The sequence below is a fragment of the Arthrobacter sp. FW306-1B-F12A genome, assembly GCF_058781865.1.
Window position 1 is genome coordinate 8,366 of record NZ_JBYSXD010000034.1, and the last position, 15,118, is coordinate 23,483.

General features: G+C 63.4%; 14 protein-coding genes and 1 tRNA gene. 5 read left to right on the forward strand and 10 right to left on the reverse strand.

Annotated elements, in window-relative coordinates; translation table 11 throughout:
• Positions 1 to 54 precede the first annotated feature (54 nt).
• A complete protein-coding gene (gene metE, locus AC3WJU_RS15605; RefSeq protein ID WP_441438087.1) occupies positions 55 to 2,388 on the reverse strand; it encodes a 5-methyltetrahydropteroyltriglutamate--homocysteine S-methyltransferase in 2,334 nt (777 codons plus the stop codon).
• A gap of 66 nt (positions 2,389 to 2,454) precedes the next feature.
• On the reverse strand, positions 2,455 to 3,423 hold the full coding sequence (locus AC3WJU_RS15610) for a methylenetetrahydrofolate reductase (RefSeq protein ID WP_332602084.1): 969 nt from the start codon (positions 3,421 to 3,423) through the stop codon (positions 2,455 to 2,457).
• A gap of 451 nt (positions 3,424 to 3,874) precedes the next feature.
• Between AC3WJU_RS15610 and AC3WJU_RS15615 the strand changes: the two genes are divergently transcribed.
• Positions 3,875 to 4,078, forward strand: a complete 204-nt coding sequence (locus AC3WJU_RS15615; RefSeq protein WP_113990700.1) for a hypothetical protein — start codon at positions 3,875 to 3,877, stop codon at positions 4,076 to 4,078.
• Positions 4,079 to 4,096: 18 nt separating this feature from the next.
• Here AC3WJU_RS15615 and AC3WJU_RS15620 read toward each other — a convergent pair whose 3' ends face one another.
• The 4 genes from AC3WJU_RS15620 to AC3WJU_RS15635 form a co-directional block, all read right to left on the reverse strand.
• The gene (locus tag AC3WJU_RS15620; protein WP_492260325.1) at positions 4,097 to 4,951 is read right to left on the reverse strand and encodes a carbohydrate ABC transporter permease; all 855 of its coding nucleotides are present in this window, start codon (positions 4,949 to 4,951) and stop codon (positions 4,097 to 4,099) included.
• 20 nt (positions 4,952 to 4,971) lie between these two features.
• On the reverse strand, positions 4,972 to 5,775 hold the full coding sequence (locus AC3WJU_RS15625) for a carbohydrate ABC transporter permease (protein WP_253257420.1): 804 nt from the start codon (positions 5,773 to 5,775) through the stop codon (positions 4,972 to 4,974).
• Between the two features lie 126 nt (positions 5,776 to 5,901).
• A complete protein-coding gene (locus tag AC3WJU_RS15630; protein ID WP_492260307.1) occupies positions 5,902 to 7,257 on the reverse strand; it encodes an extracellular solute-binding protein in 1,356 nt (451 codons plus the stop codon).
• A 104-nt stretch (positions 7,258 to 7,361) separates the two neighbouring features.
• Complete coding sequence (locus AC3WJU_RS15635; RefSeq protein ID WP_284988286.1) at positions 7,362 to 8,615, reverse strand: ROK family transcriptional regulator; 1,254 nt, start codon at positions 8,613 to 8,615, stop codon at positions 7,362 to 7,364.
• Positions 8,616 to 8,753: 138 nt separating this feature from the next.
• Here AC3WJU_RS15635 and AC3WJU_RS15640 point away from each other — a divergent pair, with 138 nt between their 5' ends.
• Complete coding sequence (locus tag AC3WJU_RS15640; protein ID WP_492260308.1) at positions 8,754 to 9,635, forward strand: aminoglycoside phosphotransferase family protein; 882 nt, start codon at positions 8,754 to 8,756, stop codon at positions 9,633 to 9,635.
• A gap of 3 nt (positions 9,636 to 9,638) precedes the next feature.
• On the opposite strand, the gene AC3WJU_RS15645 is transcribed toward AC3WJU_RS15640, so the two are convergent.
• Positions 9,639 to 10,778 carry a class I SAM-dependent methyltransferase gene (locus AC3WJU_RS15645; protein ID WP_492260326.1) on the reverse strand — a complete coding sequence of 380 codons (1,140 nt, stop codon included), beginning with the start codon at positions 10,776 to 10,778 and terminating at the stop codon, positions 9,639 to 9,641.
• Between the two features lie 209 nt (positions 10,779 to 10,987).
• On the opposite strand from AC3WJU_RS15645, the gene AC3WJU_RS15650 reads away from it, so the two are divergent.
• On the forward strand, positions 10,988 to 11,365 hold the full coding sequence (locus AC3WJU_RS15650; protein ID WP_059389338.1) for a cupin domain-containing protein: 378 nt from the start codon (positions 10,988 to 10,990) through the stop codon (positions 11,363 to 11,365).
• Between the two features lie 73 nt (positions 11,366 to 11,438).
• On the opposite strand, the gene AC3WJU_RS15655 is transcribed toward AC3WJU_RS15650, so the two are convergent.
• Both AC3WJU_RS15655 and AC3WJU_RS15660 read right to left on the reverse strand, forming a co-directional pair.
• Positions 11,439 to 11,514, reverse strand: a tRNA-Ala gene (locus tag AC3WJU_RS15655).
• Between the two features lie 251 nt (positions 11,515 to 11,765).
• Entirely contained in the window at positions 11,766 to 12,716 is a 951-nt protein-coding gene (locus AC3WJU_RS15660; RefSeq protein ID WP_284988289.1) for an NAD-dependent epimerase/dehydratase family protein, read from the reverse strand.
• On the opposite strand from AC3WJU_RS15660, the gene AC3WJU_RS15665 reads away from it, so the two are divergent.
• The gene (locus AC3WJU_RS15665; RefSeq protein ID WP_284988290.1) at positions 12,707 to 13,405 is read left to right on the forward strand and encodes a ScbR family autoregulator-binding transcription factor; all 699 of its coding nucleotides are present in this window, start codon (positions 12,707 to 12,709) and stop codon (positions 13,403 to 13,405) included. The genes AC3WJU_RS15660 and AC3WJU_RS15665 overlap by 10 nt on opposite strands.
• A 1-nt stretch (position 13,406) precedes the next feature.
• Here AC3WJU_RS15665 and AC3WJU_RS15670 read toward each other — a convergent pair whose 3' ends face one another.
• Complete coding sequence (locus AC3WJU_RS15670; RefSeq protein ID WP_350224956.1) at positions 13,407 to 14,576, reverse strand: ScbA/BarX family gamma-butyrolactone biosynthesis protein; 1,170 nt, start codon at positions 14,574 to 14,576, stop codon at positions 13,407 to 13,409.
• Between AC3WJU_RS15670 and AC3WJU_RS15675 the strand changes: the two genes are divergently transcribed.
• Positions 14,458 to 15,075 (forward strand): TetR family transcriptional regulator, encoded by a 618-nt coding sequence (locus AC3WJU_RS15675; protein WP_059389342.1) that lies wholly within the window; start codon positions 14,458 to 14,460, stop codon positions 15,073 to 15,075. The genes AC3WJU_RS15670 and AC3WJU_RS15675 overlap by 119 nt on opposite strands.
• Positions 15,076 to 15,118: the final 43 nt, after the last annotated feature.

Below are 15,118 nucleotides of genomic sequence, written 5' to 3' on the forward strand. Positions count from 1 at the left end.
CCCCCCCCCCCCCCCCCCCCCCCCCCCCCCCCCGCCGTTCGTACTACGTGATGTCTACTTGGCTGCTTCGAGCAGGCTGGCGCGGACCGTCTTGGTGGCCTTGACCAGGTTGCGCAGGGACTCTTCGGTCTCGGCGTAGCCACGGGTCTTCAGGCCGCAGTCCGGGTTGACCCAGAGCTGGCGGGACGGAACGTGCTTGACGGCGGTGGACAGCAGCTCGGTGACTTCGGCCTCGCCCGGAACACGCGGCGAGTGGATGTCGTAGACGCCCGGACCAACGCCGCGGCCGAAGTGATGCGCCTCGAGGTCGTGGACAACCTCCATGCGTGAACGTGCTGCTTCGATGGACGTGACGTCGGCGTCGAGGCCGTCGATCGCGTCAATGATCACGCCGAACTCCGAGTAGCAGAGGTGGGTGTGGATCTGGGTGGCGTCGGCGGCACCGGCGGTGGCCAGGCGGAAGGAGTCAACCGACCACTTCAGGTAGGCCGCGTGGTCGGCCTTGCGCAGCGGCAGGAGTTCGCGCAGGGCGGGCTCGTCCACCTGGATGACCTTGATGCCGGCAGCTTCGAGATCGGCGATTTCGTCGCGCAGCGCCAGGCCCACCTGGTTGGCGGTCTCGCCCAGCGGCTGGTCGTCGCGGACGAAGGACCAGGCCAGGATGGTGACCGGACCGGTGAGCATGCCCTTCATCGGCTTGTTGGTGAGGGACTGCGCGTATTCGGCCCAAGCAACCGTGATGGGAGCCGAACGGGTGACATCGCCCCAAAGTATGGACGGACGGGTGCAACGCGAGCCGTAGGACTGGACCCAGCCGTGGACCGTGACGTCGAAGCCTTCGAGGTTCTCGGCGAAGTACTGGACCATGTCGTTGCGCTCGGGCTCGCCGTGCACCAGGACGTCGTAGCCGAGCTCTTCCTGCAGCTCGACAACGCGCTTGATCTCATCCTTCATGAGCTGTTCGTACTGCTCGTTGGTGAGGTCGCCCTTGTTGTTGCGGGCACGGGCGGAGCGGATTTCCGAGGTCTGGGGGAAGGAACCGATGGTGGTGGTGGGCAGCGGCGGCAGGTGAAGCGCTGCTTCCTGTGCGGCTTCGCGGACCGAGTACTCGGAGCGGTTGAAGTCGGCCTCGGTGAGGGCAGCGGTGCGGGCACGGACGTCGGCGCGCTGGACGCCTTCGGCGGTGGCGCGGGAGGCGATCACTGCGGACGCTTCGTCGATGGCGGCCTTCGCGGAAGCCGGGTTGGCCAGGTAGTCGGCGAGGGTCTTGACCTCGACGGCCTTCTGGTCAGCGAAGGCGAGCCAGCTGCGGAGCTGCGCGGAGAGCTGGGTTTCCTCGGCAGTATCGTGCGGAACGTGCTGGGTGGAGGTGGAGGTGCTGACGGCGAGCTTGCCGGCCGCGGCCTTCAATTCGTCGAGCTTTGCGGCCGAGACCGCGAGGTCGTTGCGCCAGATGTTGTGGCCGTCGACGACGCCGGCAACCAGGGTCTTGTTGCCGAGGCCCGCCAGGGCTGCCGCGGACGGTACCGCGCCCTTGAAGACGTCGATGTGCAGGGCGTCGATGTTGGTGGCGGCAAGGGTACCGAGCTGGCCGTCGAGGGAGCCGTACGGGGTGGACACGAAGAGCTGGGGGCGCGCTGCGGCACCGGAGAGAACTTCGTAGGCACGGGCAACGGCAGCCTGGATTTCTTCGGCCGGGGTGTCCTGGTCGACGACGAGGGCGGGCTCGTCCAACTGGATCCAGCTGGCGCCGGCGGCGGCAAGCTTGCCGAGCAGCTCAACGTAGACCGGGAGGATGTCCTCGAGTCGGGACAGCGGGGCGAAGCCCGCAGGAGCGTCGTCCGAAGCCTTGGAAAGCAGCAGGTAGGTCACCGGGCCCACGATGTACGGGCGGGTCTCGATGCCGTTGGCCAGGGCGAACTCGAATTCCTCCACGATGCGGTTGGAGGCGAGCTTGAAGTCGGTCTCCGGGCCGATTTCCGGCACGAGGTAGTGGTAGTTGGTGTCGAACCACTTGGTCATTTCCAGCGGCTGCTGTTCCTTGTTGCCGCGGGCCAAGGTGAAGTAGCCATCGATGTCGAGCTGGCCTTCGGCGTTGAGCAACTGGCCGAAACGGGCCGGGACGGCACCCAAGTGAGCCGTCGCGTCGAGCACCTGGTCGTAGAAGGAGAAGGTGCCCGGAACGGCTGCGGCTTCGTTGAGGCCCAGTTCCTGGAGTCGCTTCGCCGTGGTCAGCTGGATGTCCTTGGCAGCGGCGTCAAGGGCAGCGGCGTCGATCTTGCCGGCCCAGTAGGCTTCAACAGCCTTCTTGAGTTCACGACGGCGGCCGATGCGCGGGTAGCCGAGCAGGGATGCGGCGGGGAACTGGGTGATGTTCTGTTCAGTCATGGGATTTCCTTGGGGCAGTAGGTGCAAATCGATGTGTCTAGGGGTGCGCGGAGCAGCGTTGGCTGATCAGCTGACGAGTTCTTGGCGGCGGGCGATGGCACTGAGCCTGCTGGCGGGCCTCGCCGGCCGGGGCAAGGCAAGCTTGTCCAGCACGTCCAGGGCGCAGGCGTGCTCGTTGAAGGTGTACAGGTGGATGCCCGGAGCACCGGCCTGGAGGGCGGCGTTGGCCAGGTCCACGGTGGCACGGACTCCGATCCTGCGCCGTTCGGCGTCGCTGTCCGCCGCGGCAAGGCGCTCGATGAGCTCCGGTGCCGGCTCGACGCCGGTGAGCTCGCCGAGGCGCTTGAGCCGGCGAAGGCTGGTCAGCGGCATGACACCCGGGATGATCGGGATCGTGACGCCCGCACGCCGGGCCCGGGAGATCAGGTCCGCATATTGTTCGGTGTGGAAGAAGACCTGCGTGATGGCGAAGTCTGCGCCCGAACGCTGCTTCGCAAGCAGCACCTCGACGTCGTGCTCCACGCTCGGCGACTCAGGGTGGCGGGTGGGATAGGCGGCCACGCCAACGGCGATCTTGCCCGCGCACAGGAGGGCCGAACGTCGCTGTTCCACGCGCCGGATCAGTTCGATCAGGTCCTGGGCGTAGCGCAGCGAACCGTTGACTGGTTGGCCGCTGTCCTTGGGGAGGTCGCCACGCAGCGCAAGGATGCCGCGCACGCCGTTGTCCAGGAGCTCGCCGATGATCTCGGCCAATTCCTCCGGGGTGTTTCCAACGCAGGTCAGGTGGGCCAATGGCCGCAGGGTCGTTTCGAGCAGCAGCCGGTTGATGAGCTCGACGGCGGTGTCCCGGTTGGAGCCGCTGGCGCCGTAGGTGACCGAGACAAAGTCGGGGTCAGTGGCCTCGAGCTCCCCGATGGTCGTCCAGAGGGACGCCGCGGCGGCGGGAGAGCGGGGAGGGAAAAGTTCGTAGGACAGGGCAACGGGCGCCGCGCCGGTCAAGTTTGGATGGGTGTCGATGAGGCTTGGTGGTGACATTTGCGTCCTTGGCTGTGTGTCAGCGGGCCTGCGTTCACGGACTTGAAAGCCAGGTCCATGGACTGCAGAATCGGTGAATTGAGTTTGGGGATACACGCAACGAACTCCAGCAGGGCGCAGCCGCGACTGTTACGCCTGGAATGAAGTTGTCCGTGTGCAAATGTCAGGCCCACATGGGGGCACCCACACCCTCCTGCCTGCCTTCAAGAGGCAGATCCGGCGGAGGATCGCTGACACGTTACCGCGGTAACTTGAATACGACTCTAGATCGGGGTTCCGGGCGCCACAAATCCCCCGCCGAATTAAGACGCATTTTTACGCTAGGTTTCGCCTGATTTCTGAAGATTGTTCGCTTTGGCTACTGGCAGGGTTTAAAGCCGAAAACAGTACGCCACAGAGAAGCCCGTTGCGAGCCCTCCCCATGACGGTCCTGCAGGACTATTCTTTTGCCATGATCCAGCTTCCAGCCAGTTATCAGGAATACCTCGACGGCAAGGACGAGCGGTTCATCCAAACCGTCCGCCCCATCTTGATGCAATCGGCCGCGGACAAGCTTCACGGGGTGCGGGTGCTTTACAACCGCGGCCTCACCGGCCACCAAGCACACCTGGATGATTCCATCCCCTACGGCACCATCGTGGAGGACATCGACTGAGTCCTGGCTGTCGGCCGCTCACCCCTTCATCGCGCCGGACAGCGCAAACGCGCTTCCCGAACCCTTGGCGACCACCGTGTAGAGGATAAGCACCGGGACCGAATACAAGATGGAGAACGCGGCAAGTTCCCCGTAGGCAATGGCTCCGTGCTGGCCAAAGAAGCTGAAGACAGACACCGCGGCCGGCTGCTTTGAGGTAGACAACAACAGGATGAACGGGACAAAGAAGTTCCCCCAGGCCTGGATGAAGACGAAGATGAACACCACTCCCAGCCCCTGCCTCATCAGGGGCACCACGATTCTCCGCAGCGTGGCCAGTCCCGAGGCGCCGTCCATCCAGGCGGCTTCCTCCAGCTCCAACGGCACGGAGTCCATGAAGTTCTTGGTCATCCAAATGGCCATCGGCAAGGTGGTGGTTGCCATGAAGAAAATGGTTGCCGGCATCGAGTCCAGCAATTGCAACTGTACGAACAGGCCGTAGACCGGCACCATGATCGCCGTGACCGGGAGCGAAGTGCCAAACAGGATCGCGTAGAGGAACGGCTTGTTGAAGCGCGATTGGTAGCGGGACAGCGGATAGGCCGCGAGCACGGCAACCGCGAGGTTCACGACGGCGGTTCCGGCAGAGAGCAGGAAGCTGTTCACGAGCGGCTGGAAGAGCAGCCCGGGCGTCATCACGGCGGCAAAATTGGCGGGCGACGCCGATTGCGGCCACCGCGTCTCGTATCCGGCGCGCGGATCAACGGAGGCGAGGAGCAACCACGCAAGGGGCAGCACAAAGCACAGCCCAATCACGGCCAAAGCCGCATTGGCAGCGAAGCGCACGCGGAGCCGCCGCCCTGGTACCGCCGTCGGGCGCCTCCCGGCGAGCAGGGGCGCACGCCGCAGGGAGGTCACGGCTTCGCCCCGCGGATCAGCCTGACGTACACAGCCCCGAAGACCATGCCGATGAGGATCAATACCGAAGCGATCGCGGTGCCGTAGCCGATGTCTCCGAGCTTGAAGGCTTCCTGGTACGCCAGCACGGGCAAGGTGGTGCTCGCGTTGGAGGGACCACCGGCCGTCATCACCCAGATGAGGGTGAATACCGCGAGAGTCTGGAGGGTGATCAGCATGAGGTTCGTGGCGATGCTTCCCCGGATGATCGGCAGGGTGATGAAGGCCAGGCGTTGCCAACCTCTGGCGCCGTCCATGAGGGCGGCTTCGGAAATGTCGCGCGGGACCTGGGAAAGCGCGGCCCTGTAGACCAGCATCGAGAACGCGGTGCCGCGCCACACATTGGCCAGGATGATGGCGGCCATCGGAAAAGCGTAGAGCCAGTTGGTGCCTTGGACACCGAACATTGCCAAGAGCTGGTTGAGTGTGCCGTCTTGGCTGAAGTACGCGTAGGCCGCGAAGGCCGCCACGATCTCCGGCAGGATCCACGCCGCGACCACCACCGTGCCCACTAGCGACGCCGTCGCTCCCCCGGATCTAGTCATCAACAGGGCGATGACCAGGCCCAGGGCGTTCTGTCCGAGGATCGCGGAAACGGCCACGAAAATTACCGTCAGCCATGCCGAGAGCGGAAAGACCGAATCCGTCAGCATCCGCGCGTAGTTGTCCAGGCCGACCCATTGGGGGTTCAAGGCCGCCTTGCCGGACAATGCGGCGTTGGTGAAGGAGGCGTAGAAGGACCACGCCACGGGTGCCACCATGAAGAGGGCCAACAGCAGGATTGACGGCAAAACCGGCAACAAGCGGAGCCTGCGACGCAGAGCCTTTCGGACGGGCGATCTGCGTCGCAGGGAACCGCGGTTGAGGGAATCAGGGACTGCCATGCGTCATTTCTGCATGACCTTGGCGTCGCCGACGAGTTTCTTGACCGAAGCGTCGTATTCGGCTGCGGCTTCCGCGGGGTTTTGTTTGCCGGTGATGACAGCCTCGGTGGCTTGTTGGACCGCGAGGGAGATCTTCGGATAGTCGGCGGTTGCCGGGCGATAGTGGGTGACGCCCACCAAATCGGAAACATCCTTCACGAACGGGTTGGCCGCTTGGTATCCGGGATCGGAAGCGACATCGGTGCGGACGGCGATCTGCGAGTTGTTCACGTCAAACGCCAAGGCATTCTTCTTGTTCACGGCAGTCGTCAGGAACTTGAAGGCCAGGTCCGGGGTCTTGGTCTTCGCACCGACGGCGAGCGTCCATCCACCGGACATGCTCACGCCACCGGGATCCTGTCCACGCTGTGTCGGGAACATGGCCACTCCCATGTCCTGCGCATAGCCGGCCCATTCGTAGGAGCCGCCCTTCTGCCAGAAAGACGGCGCGTAGGAGCCTTCCACGGTGGCACCCATTTTGCCTTGCGGCAGCCACTGTCCAAAGACTTTCTTCCAGACGTTCGAATCGAGGGCATCCGCAGGGGTCACGGAAAGCTTCTCGTCGTAGAGGGTCTTCAGGAACTGGAGCGAGTCGGTGAACCCCTTGGAACCCACAACCCACTTTTTGTCGCTTTCCGAATACAGGGAGCTTCCCGTTCCATAGAGCAATTCGTAGAAGCTCTGCATGACGGTTCCCTCACCGGTGCCTTTTCCGGCGTACATGCTGAAGGGAATCACGCCCGGATCCGCGGCCTTCATCTTGCGGGCCGCAACCAGGATGTCTTCCCAGGTCTTCGGCTGCCAGGGCACCGAGATGCCGGCCTTCTGGAGGACTGTCTTGTTATACCAGATGGCCCTCGTGTCAGTGCCGAGCGGGACGGCGTAGATGCTGCCGTCGTCACCGCGTCCCGCGGCCTTGGCACCCTCGTTGAACTTGGACCACTCGTCCCACGCGGCCAGCTGCGAGTCGAGTTTCAGCAAGTATCCGGCGTCGACGTCCGAGCGGACCTTGAAGGTGTCCTCGTAGAAGACGTCCGGAGCCGTGTCCGGGGAACGCTGGGCCAGCGCGAGCTTGGTGCCGTAATCGTCGTCGTTGGCTTGGATGGGCTCCAAGTCCACGGTGACGCCGGCGTTTGCCGCCTCGAATTCCTGTTTGGCGTCCTGGAAGACTTTGTCCAGGGCGGTGAAGGAGTCCGTCTTTTGATAGACGATCTTGATGGTTTGTTTGTTAACAGCTTGCGGTTGGGCAGAGCAGGCGGCCGAGGCCAAAAGGCCTACGACGCCGAGCAGTGCTGCTCCGATCCGGACTGGGCGACGCATGACGCTCCGATCTTCAAACGGCTGCAGCCCCCACACTTCAGCTGGCCCAGCCTGTTACCGATATTGATAAATGCGGCCCTGCGACGCAGGACGTGGTGAAGGCCTCAGCCTTCCAAAAGGAGCCGCTGGGCGCGCGGCGCAAGCGTATGTTCCAGCACCAGGCAGGCCGCGCCGATGGCGCCGACATCTTCGCCCACTCCGGTCCCGACAACCTCGATGCCGTGGATGCTGTTGGCGGCGCTGTTGGCCGCGAGCAAGGGCGGAATGCGATCCAGGTAACGTTCAGACATCCGGCCCCAGAACGGGCCGCCAAACACGACGCGTTCGACGTCAAGGGTGTTGGTCACCACCGCGACCGCCCGGGCAACCAGCACCGCCGACTTGTCTATGATCGCGATGGCCCGTTCGTCACCTGCATCCGCGGCATCGCAAAGCCGGGCAAAGCCTTCCTGGACCTCCGGGCCTTCGGTGCCTTTGCGGCCACCGTTCAGGACACCTTGCTCTTCGGCTTCGGCCACGAGCACCTGCGGGATGCAGGAGGACTTGACGCAACCGCGCAGGCCGCAATCGCATGCTGGCCCGTCCGGATCGACAATGATGTGTCCGATCTCACCGGCGTTGCCGGACGTTCCACGGACAACTTCGTCATTCAAGACGATGCCGCAACCAATACCGGTACCCATATACATGAAGATGAAACTTCCGGTGCCGCTGGCCCCGCCCGCCCAGGTTTCGGCGACGGCCGCACTGGTAACGTCCTTGTCCACAAGGGTCTCGAGCCCGGTGGCTTCGGCAAGGGCGTCCCTCAAGTGCACCCGGTCCCAACCCGTCATGAGGGGCGGATCCACGACCGTACCCTCGTCAAGGTCTATGGGGCCCGGCGCCGCGACGCCAAGTCCCGCGATCTTTCCCGTATCAACACCGGAATCTTCGATCAGCGCCTTGATTTCCTCCGCTATGGCGGCGATGACGCGCTGCGGATTGCTTCCGGCCGGCGTGGGAATCCTGGAGTGCTTCACAACGTCTCCGACCAGGTCCAGGACCACGGTGGTGATGACCGCAGGATCGAGATGGACGCCAAGCGCGTACATTCCGGAAGGGTTCAGGCGCAGGATGGTGCGGGGCTTGCCCGGGCCGCTGCCTTCCTTGCCCGCTTCGACAATGAGGTGTTGATCCAGGAGGCGCCGGGAGATGTTCGAAATGGTCTGCGGTGAAAGGCCGACAATCTGGGCGAGTTCCACCCGGCTCAGTCCGCCGGACGAACGCCTGATTGCGTCGAGAATGACGGTCAGGTTGAAGTCCCCCATGCGGGGCAGATTGGTTCCGCGCCTCGGAGTCGGCTGGCGGATCTCAGTCACGGATTCCCCTAAAATCATTCGAATAATGCTGTTGCATTTGCATCGTACGGCACCTGTGCTTGTCCCGGTATGCCCACACGCTGCCCAGGCGTAATGGACCCGGATATTGCTGATCGGAGGCCCCGGAATATGGCACTCATGCCGCAGGCCGAGCTGGACATCACCGCAGGGTTGGTGAGGAGTTTGCTCGAAGATCAACTGCCAGGGCTCGCCGACCTTCCCTTGGAGTTGGTGGCCAACGGCTGGGACAACGTCATGTACCGGCTCGGCAAGGAGTGGGCCGTCCGCTTGCCCCGCCGGGAGGCGGCAGCGCAGCTGATACTGCATGAGCAGCACTATCTCCCCGGGTATGCCAAGCGTTCGCCAGTGCCCCTCCCCAGCCCCATCCATTCGGGGCGGCCATCCGCGGATTATCCATGGCCGTGGAGCGTGACTCCTTGGTTGGAGGGACTCTCCGCGGCGCGGGCGCCCCAGGAGTTACGGAATGCGGCAGCCGAGGACCTTGCCGCGTTCCTCGTCGCCATCCATGTTCCGGCCGCACCGGGCGCGCCCGTCAATCCCCTCCGGGGGGTGCCTTTGGCAGCGAGGTCCAGCGTGGTCATGGAGCGGCTCGACGATTCCAGCCGCTATCCGCAGGCGGCACGGTTGCGGACGCTCTTTTCCGAGGCCTGCGGGGCGCCGCCGTGGGACGGCCCCGGGCTGTGGCTGCATGGAGATCTCCACCCGGCCAACGTCCTCCTGCGGCCCGACGGCCGCCTCGCCGCCGTCGTCGACTTCGGCGACCTCGGGGCCGGGGATCCCGCCGTCGACCTCGCCGTGGCATGGTTGATGTTCGACGGCGGTGCGCGGCGCCGTTTCATGGCGGCCTTCGGAGGCGCGGTGGACGCCGCTACGTGGGCCCGGTCCCGCGGCTGGGCTGTGGTCCTTGCGACGGCGATGGTCAGTTTCTCGGATGACAATCCGCGGATGGCGGGAATCGGGCACTTCGGGGTGGAGCAGTTGCTGTCGGAAGCGCTCTGATGGTTAACGTTTGATACTGCGCGTCACGGTGAATTTCGGGTTGCGGCCGATTTCGGTGGTGGGACCGATCAGCCTTTCGAGCGCCGCGCGGTACTGCAAATGGCTGTTGTAGACAGTCCAGAGTTCGCCGCCGGAAGACAGGACCCTCGCCGCGGCATCGAACATCTTCGTGGCCGCCCCGGCATGGACGCTTGCGCCGAGGTGGAACGGCGGGTTCAGCAGGATGAGGTCGGCGCTGCCCGGTTCGAAAGTGGACATGGCGTCGTCCTGGACTACCGTGATGCGATCTGCCAGTCCGTTGGCTGCCGCGGTTGCCCTCGCGGAAGCGACGGCTGCCGCCGATTGGTCCGTCGCCGTAACCCGGGCGTCGGGATGCTTCCGGGAGTAGATCGTGGCGAGGATCCCGGTACCGCAGCCGAGGTCTACCGCGTGCCGCGCTCCAGGGATCCTGTCCAGGAAGCCCAAGAGGAAACGCGTGCCGATATCCAGCTTCGTGCCCGAAAACGCACCCCCGTGGGCGCAGACCGTCATCCCCAGCTCCGTGTTCTGTTCCGAGACCGGGAAGGGCTCCGGGGTGTCCGGCCGCTTGGGACCGGCGGCAAGCAGGACACGTGACTTCCGTTGCGCAAGCTGCGGCTGCACCGATTCGAAGCGGCGTTCAAGGACGGCGTTCATGCCCAGGGACATGTGCTTGACGCGTCCTCCAGCGAGCAGGACAGCTCCCGGCGCCGCAAAGCGCGCAACGGCGTCGACGATTTCTTCCAGTTCCGCGAGGGCCTTGGGGAGCTGCATGATCACCAGTTCGGCGCCGTCGAGCAGGCCGGCGCCCAGCTCGAACTGACCAATGCGGCCGGACATCCCGGACGCCTCGGCGTTCCGTTGCAGCGCGAGCCTGCCGGCGTAGGGGTCCTGGGTCACCCGGACGTGCCCGACGCCGAGCGCCGCCAAGGCGCCGAGGGTCAGTGCTCCGTAGCGGTCGCCGATCACCGCAACGCGGGATTCCGGATTACTGAGGTAGCCCGCCGCGGTCTCAAGGAGGAGCCGGTCGGTGGCGTCATGCGCCTGCAGGTTCTCCGCCTCGACGTCGGGAAAGCGGCGCAGGGTGCCGAAGAGCGTCTCAAGGTGTGCATCCAGCTCGGTCAAGGTCACGGTGCACCAATCTATCCCCCTCAGGAACCCTCGACAACACGGGGGTGGCGGAGGATGGTAGAGATTGCAAGTAATCGACCGTCTGACCGCTGCTGAAGGCACGGCACGCGCCGCAAGCAGCCCGGACATCAGGGTCCGCTGCGAAGGGCGAGCCACGTTGCGGACCTGGAAGACCAGGCTCCCACTCCCCTTGTGAGCAGACCATGACTGTCAACCTCGTCACTCAGCTTGAAGTAAAGTCGCACAATTCCCCCGATGAAGTTCGCCGCCCGGAGAAAACCGTGGTGGAAAACGTCACTGTTGGTGACTACACGATCGGCCGCCTCAGCTTCGAACCGGGCTGGAGCTGGGCGGACTGCATCAAACCGGTGGTCCAAACGGATTCCTGCCAGCTCAACCACGTGGGTTACTGCATTGCCGGCGCACTGGAAGTCGAGACCAGCGACGGCAAGAAGATCAGCATCTCCAAAGGAGATTCGTACACCATTCCGCCCGGACACAACGCCTGGGTGGTAGGCGACGAGACCTACTCGGCGATCGAGTTTGTCAGCGCGGCAGAATATGGAGTCAAGCGCGAGTAGCACGGGGGCATCCACGGCTTTCCACGGAGAGACGAAAAAGGGAACCACCCGCTTGGGTGGTTCCCTTTTCTTGTGGTGGAGCTGAGGGGACTCGAACCCCTGACCCCCTGCATGCCATGCAGGTGCGCTACCAGCTGCGCCACAGCCCCGAACTTTGCTCACCGGGACTTCCATCCCCGCCGGAGCAACTCGTCAATACTAAACCACAAGGATGTGAGATAGGAAATCGAACGCCGTCGGCACCCGGACCGAGGATGTGCGGTAGGACAGATGAGGTGCGGTCGATTGCTCGGCCGCACCTCCCCCCATTACTGCCCTTCAACTAGTTGCCGCAAACACAACGAGCCGCTGGACTGAAGTCTAGAGACTGGCCGCCCATTAAACAAACCGTTCAACCGGTTTATGACCGGTTGGGCTCCCGGGAAACGTGGTAGGCGGAAGAAAATTCACCAAGGGCACTGCTGAACGTTTCCGGTTCGAGCCCGGAGATCCGCCAAAGGCCTCCGGAGGAATACCAGTGATCCTTCGTCACCAAGTCAACCTGATGGCTACTGAATCCTGCCGCGCGCAAGGCCGGGCCTGCCTGTTCGTCATCTCCCAGGAACTTGGGGCACTCCACACCGAATACCCGGGCAACGCTCTCCAGGAGGGATGACACCGGAACAGGTTCCGGATATGCGGCATGGAAAGCGCGCCCGGGTTGCCGGGGTGCCAACGCAAGCCCGGAAAGCAGCCTGCCAAGGGCCTCGACGCCGATGATCGAAAGCAGCGCCGAACCATCGCCCGGCCACCCGCCAGCAACCTTCATCAGCCTGAGCAGGCCCGGAACAAACCAGCGGTCTCCCGCACCGAACACGAGGTTGGGGCGAACAACTTCGCCGCCGTTGCCGAGAACCAGCTGTTCGGCAACGGCACGGGTGGCGCTGGCAACCGAGGCCGGGTGATATCCCACCTCGGATTCAAGAATGCCGCGGTGGGGACCGCTCCCGTAAACACTGCACGTACTGACATAGATCAGCCGGGCTACCCCGGCTTCCCGGCACTGCTCAACAACGTGACCGGTGCCGGCCTCGTTGATCGCATGGGCAAGGCGAGGCTCGGCGCCCACATAGGATGCTGCGTGGATGACCACATCCGTACCGGCCAAGAAGGGAATCAGGCTCCCCGGGACGGAAATGTCAGCGGTCGCAATGGTAGCGTTGTTGTTTCGTAGTCTTGCAACCGGTTTTCGTGAGAGTGCAACAACGTGCGCCCCTCCGGATCCGGCGAGTGAGGCTACAACCCGGCTTCCAATGAAACCGGACGAACCGAGGACCAGTACCCGGGGCACATGGTCAACACATGTTGACATGTCCCCCACCGATCTTCGGGTCCGTCAGTTTCATGTACTCAAGTATCCCGGACGCAGAAACCGGAGAGGTCTCCACGCGGATCATGCAACAACGTGCCAAAGCCACCCGAACGGCAGTCATCGAGGGTGCAGCGTCGATCTTTGAAGAGGTCGGTTACGGGAATGCAAGCCTGAGCGACGTCACTGAGCGCGCCTCGGTCACTAAAGGCGCGCTCTATTTCCATTTCAAGTCGAAGGAAGACCTGGCGCTTGCCGTCATCGCCGAACAGCACAACATCGTGCGTGTCGCCGGGGAGAAGATCGCCGCCGCGGGACTGCCCGCGCTGGAGACCATGATCGCCATGTGCCGGACATTCGGCCAACAGCTACTCGATGAGCCAATCGTCAGGGCCGGAATCCGGCTGACCTTCGAAGCTTCGGCGTTCAATGGAGACGTCAAAGGTCCCTACCAGGACTGGGTAACCACCATGGAGATGCTGACGCGCCAAGCCCAATTGGACGGTGACGTGCGGCCCGAGGTTGAGGCCGCAGACTTCGCACGGTATTTGGTTGCGTCTTTCACGGGCGTCCAGATGGTTTCCAACGTGCTGACAGAACGGCGCGACGTTCTCAAAAGGATTGACGACATGTGGGGTTTCATGATGCCGGCATTAATACCCAGCCACCCGCAAGGCCCAGGGACGCCCTGAATCAATGCGGCGTTTTGACCTGAGCCACCAAGGACATCAGAGTCTCTTCTTCGTGCAACAACCGGACTCTCATCACACCATGGGCGGCATGTGATTCGAGTCGAGTCACAACAACATCCACGGGATAGCTGAACTCAACCAACTTCATGAATTCCGCCTCAAACAGGGCAAAATCGACATCCGGCCGGGAACACGCTGCGCGCGCAGCCTGCCTTGCGGCCTCCACCAAGAGCATTCCCGGGACGTGGTCCAGCGGATGGTCAAAGAAGATGGGGTGGGTTGGGTCAACCCGCAGCGGCCAGACGAAGGGGCGCGAGCTTGGCCCGAGCATCACGTTCCGCTGGGTGGCATGCCCGACGTCGGCACACGCCAGCAAGTCTTCTCCAGCGGCCGGCAATACAGTGGGGACCGCCCCGCGCAATCGCTGGTACGTCGCAGGATTCACGATGCGGGCCGCCGCGGCCCCTTCCCCGATGGGAGTGCCGTCAACAACGAACCGAGCAGTGACAGTCAGGGCGGACAACTGCCCTCCACTGAGCTTCATATCCTTCACGTCAAGTTCGACCGCAACTTGCGCAGGTACCAAGGGATCCAGGAGCGCGGCTTCTACCGAGATGCTCATGTACGGCATGAGGAACTTGTGGGTCAAGGGCACTCCGCACAAATGGGACATGAAGATTACCGCCTGCCTCAATGTCTCAGCCATGAGCGCCGAGTCAGGCGAACCGTCCGGCGACCCATAAAAAACGTGCCATCGCGGCCACTGCGCTCCCGCAATGAACCGCCTTGAACTTGTTTGGACAAAGTCAGTCAAGAAGACTTCCGAAACGGAGCGCTTATGAACGAGCTCCCGCTTGACGGAAGCCTCGAAGAGCGCTTCATCGCGCATTGGGTCCCCCCACTCCTCCCAAAATCTGCCAGAGCAGCGATCGCTACTGTTGCGCCCCTTATTAAACGACCAAATCCTATCGGCACGCTGTGCCCATCGGATGATCGAAGCCGGCGAACTACCCAGATTGACATACCTACTGGTCGGTTTGTAACGTGGCAATATGGAGTTCGGCGACACAGGCAGTACGCCCAAGGGCGCGGCCACACGGAATGAGATCCTTCGAGTTGCCGCGGACGTTTTTGCGCGCAAGGGGTTCGAGCAGACCCGGATGGACGACATCATCCGCGAAGTCGGGCTCACGAAGGGAGCCATCTACTTCCACTTCTCTTCGAAAGCAATGTTGGCCCAGGCCGTCGTCGACGAGCAAAAGTCACGTTGGCTGCGTCGCGTGCAAGAAGAAATTCTGAGCAAGAACAACCCGCTGGAGGAGTTGCGCAGCCTCGGGGAGTTCATGGTCAGAACAGTCCTGAGCGACTCTTCCGCGTGGGGCGTGGTGCATTTGGCGAATCAACTGGCATCCACGAAGGAGCACCCCGGTGGCGCCTCTCCCCTGGCCGCATGGGTGGATCTCGTGGCCGGCATCCTTCAAAGGGGCCGCGCAAGCGGCGTCCTGGCGTTTTCAGGCGATCCCGGCGACGCGGCAACGGTTATCGTGGCCGCATTCGACGGGTTGAAGTCGGTCACCGATGCCCTTGACCCCAAAGATCTCGATGCCTTCGAGAGACGCGCGAACCTGCTGTTGCAATTCCTCGAGCAGCAGTTCATTTCCAGCCAGTAATGCAGCGGGCCACGAGCCTGAGACTTCGACTCGTGGGCAAAAA

Bases quoted from the DNA above. Each gene is read 5' to 3' on its own strand.
- metE (WP_441438087.1), bottom strand. From the start codon at position 2,388: ATGACTGAACAGAACATCACCCAGTTCCCCGCCGCATCCCTGCTCGGC.
- AC3WJU_RS15610 (WP_332602084.1), bottom strand. From the start codon at position 3,423: ATGTCACCACCAAGCCTCATCGACACCCATCCAAACTTGACCGGCGCG.
- AC3WJU_RS15615 (WP_113990700.1), top strand. From the start codon at position 3,875: ATGATCCAGCTTCCAGCCAGTTATCAGGAATACCTCGACGGCAAGGAC.
- AC3WJU_RS15625 (WP_253257420.1), bottom strand. From the start codon at position 5,775: ATGGTGGCACCCGTGGCGTGGTCCTTCTACGCCTCCTTCACCAACGCC.
- AC3WJU_RS15630 (WP_492260307.1), bottom strand. From the start codon at position 7,257: ATGCGTCGCCCAGTCCGGATCGGAGCAGCACTGCTCGGCGTCGTAGGC.
- AC3WJU_RS15640 (WP_492260308.1), top strand. From the start codon at position 8,754: ATGCCGCAGGCCGAGCTGGACATCACCGCAGGGTTGGTGAGGAGTTTG.
- AC3WJU_RS15650 (WP_059389338.1), top strand. From the start codon at position 10,988: ATGACTGTCAACCTCGTCACTCAGCTTGAAGTAAAGTCGCACAATTCC.
- AC3WJU_RS15665 (WP_284988290.1), top strand. From the start codon at position 12,707: ATGTTGACATGTCCCCCACCGATCTTCGGGTCCGTCAGTTTCATGTAC.
- AC3WJU_RS15660 (WP_284988289.1), bottom strand. From the start codon at position 12,716: ATGTCAACATGTGTTGACCATGTGCCCCGGGTACTGGTCCTCGGTTCG.
- AC3WJU_RS15675 (WP_059389342.1), top strand. From the start codon at position 14,458: ATGGAGTTCGGCGACACAGGCAGTACGCCCAAGGGCGCGGCCACACGG.
- AC3WJU_RS15670 (WP_350224956.1), bottom strand. From the start codon at position 14,576: ATGTCGTCCATCCGGGTCTGCTCGAACCCCTTGCGCGCAAAAACGTCC.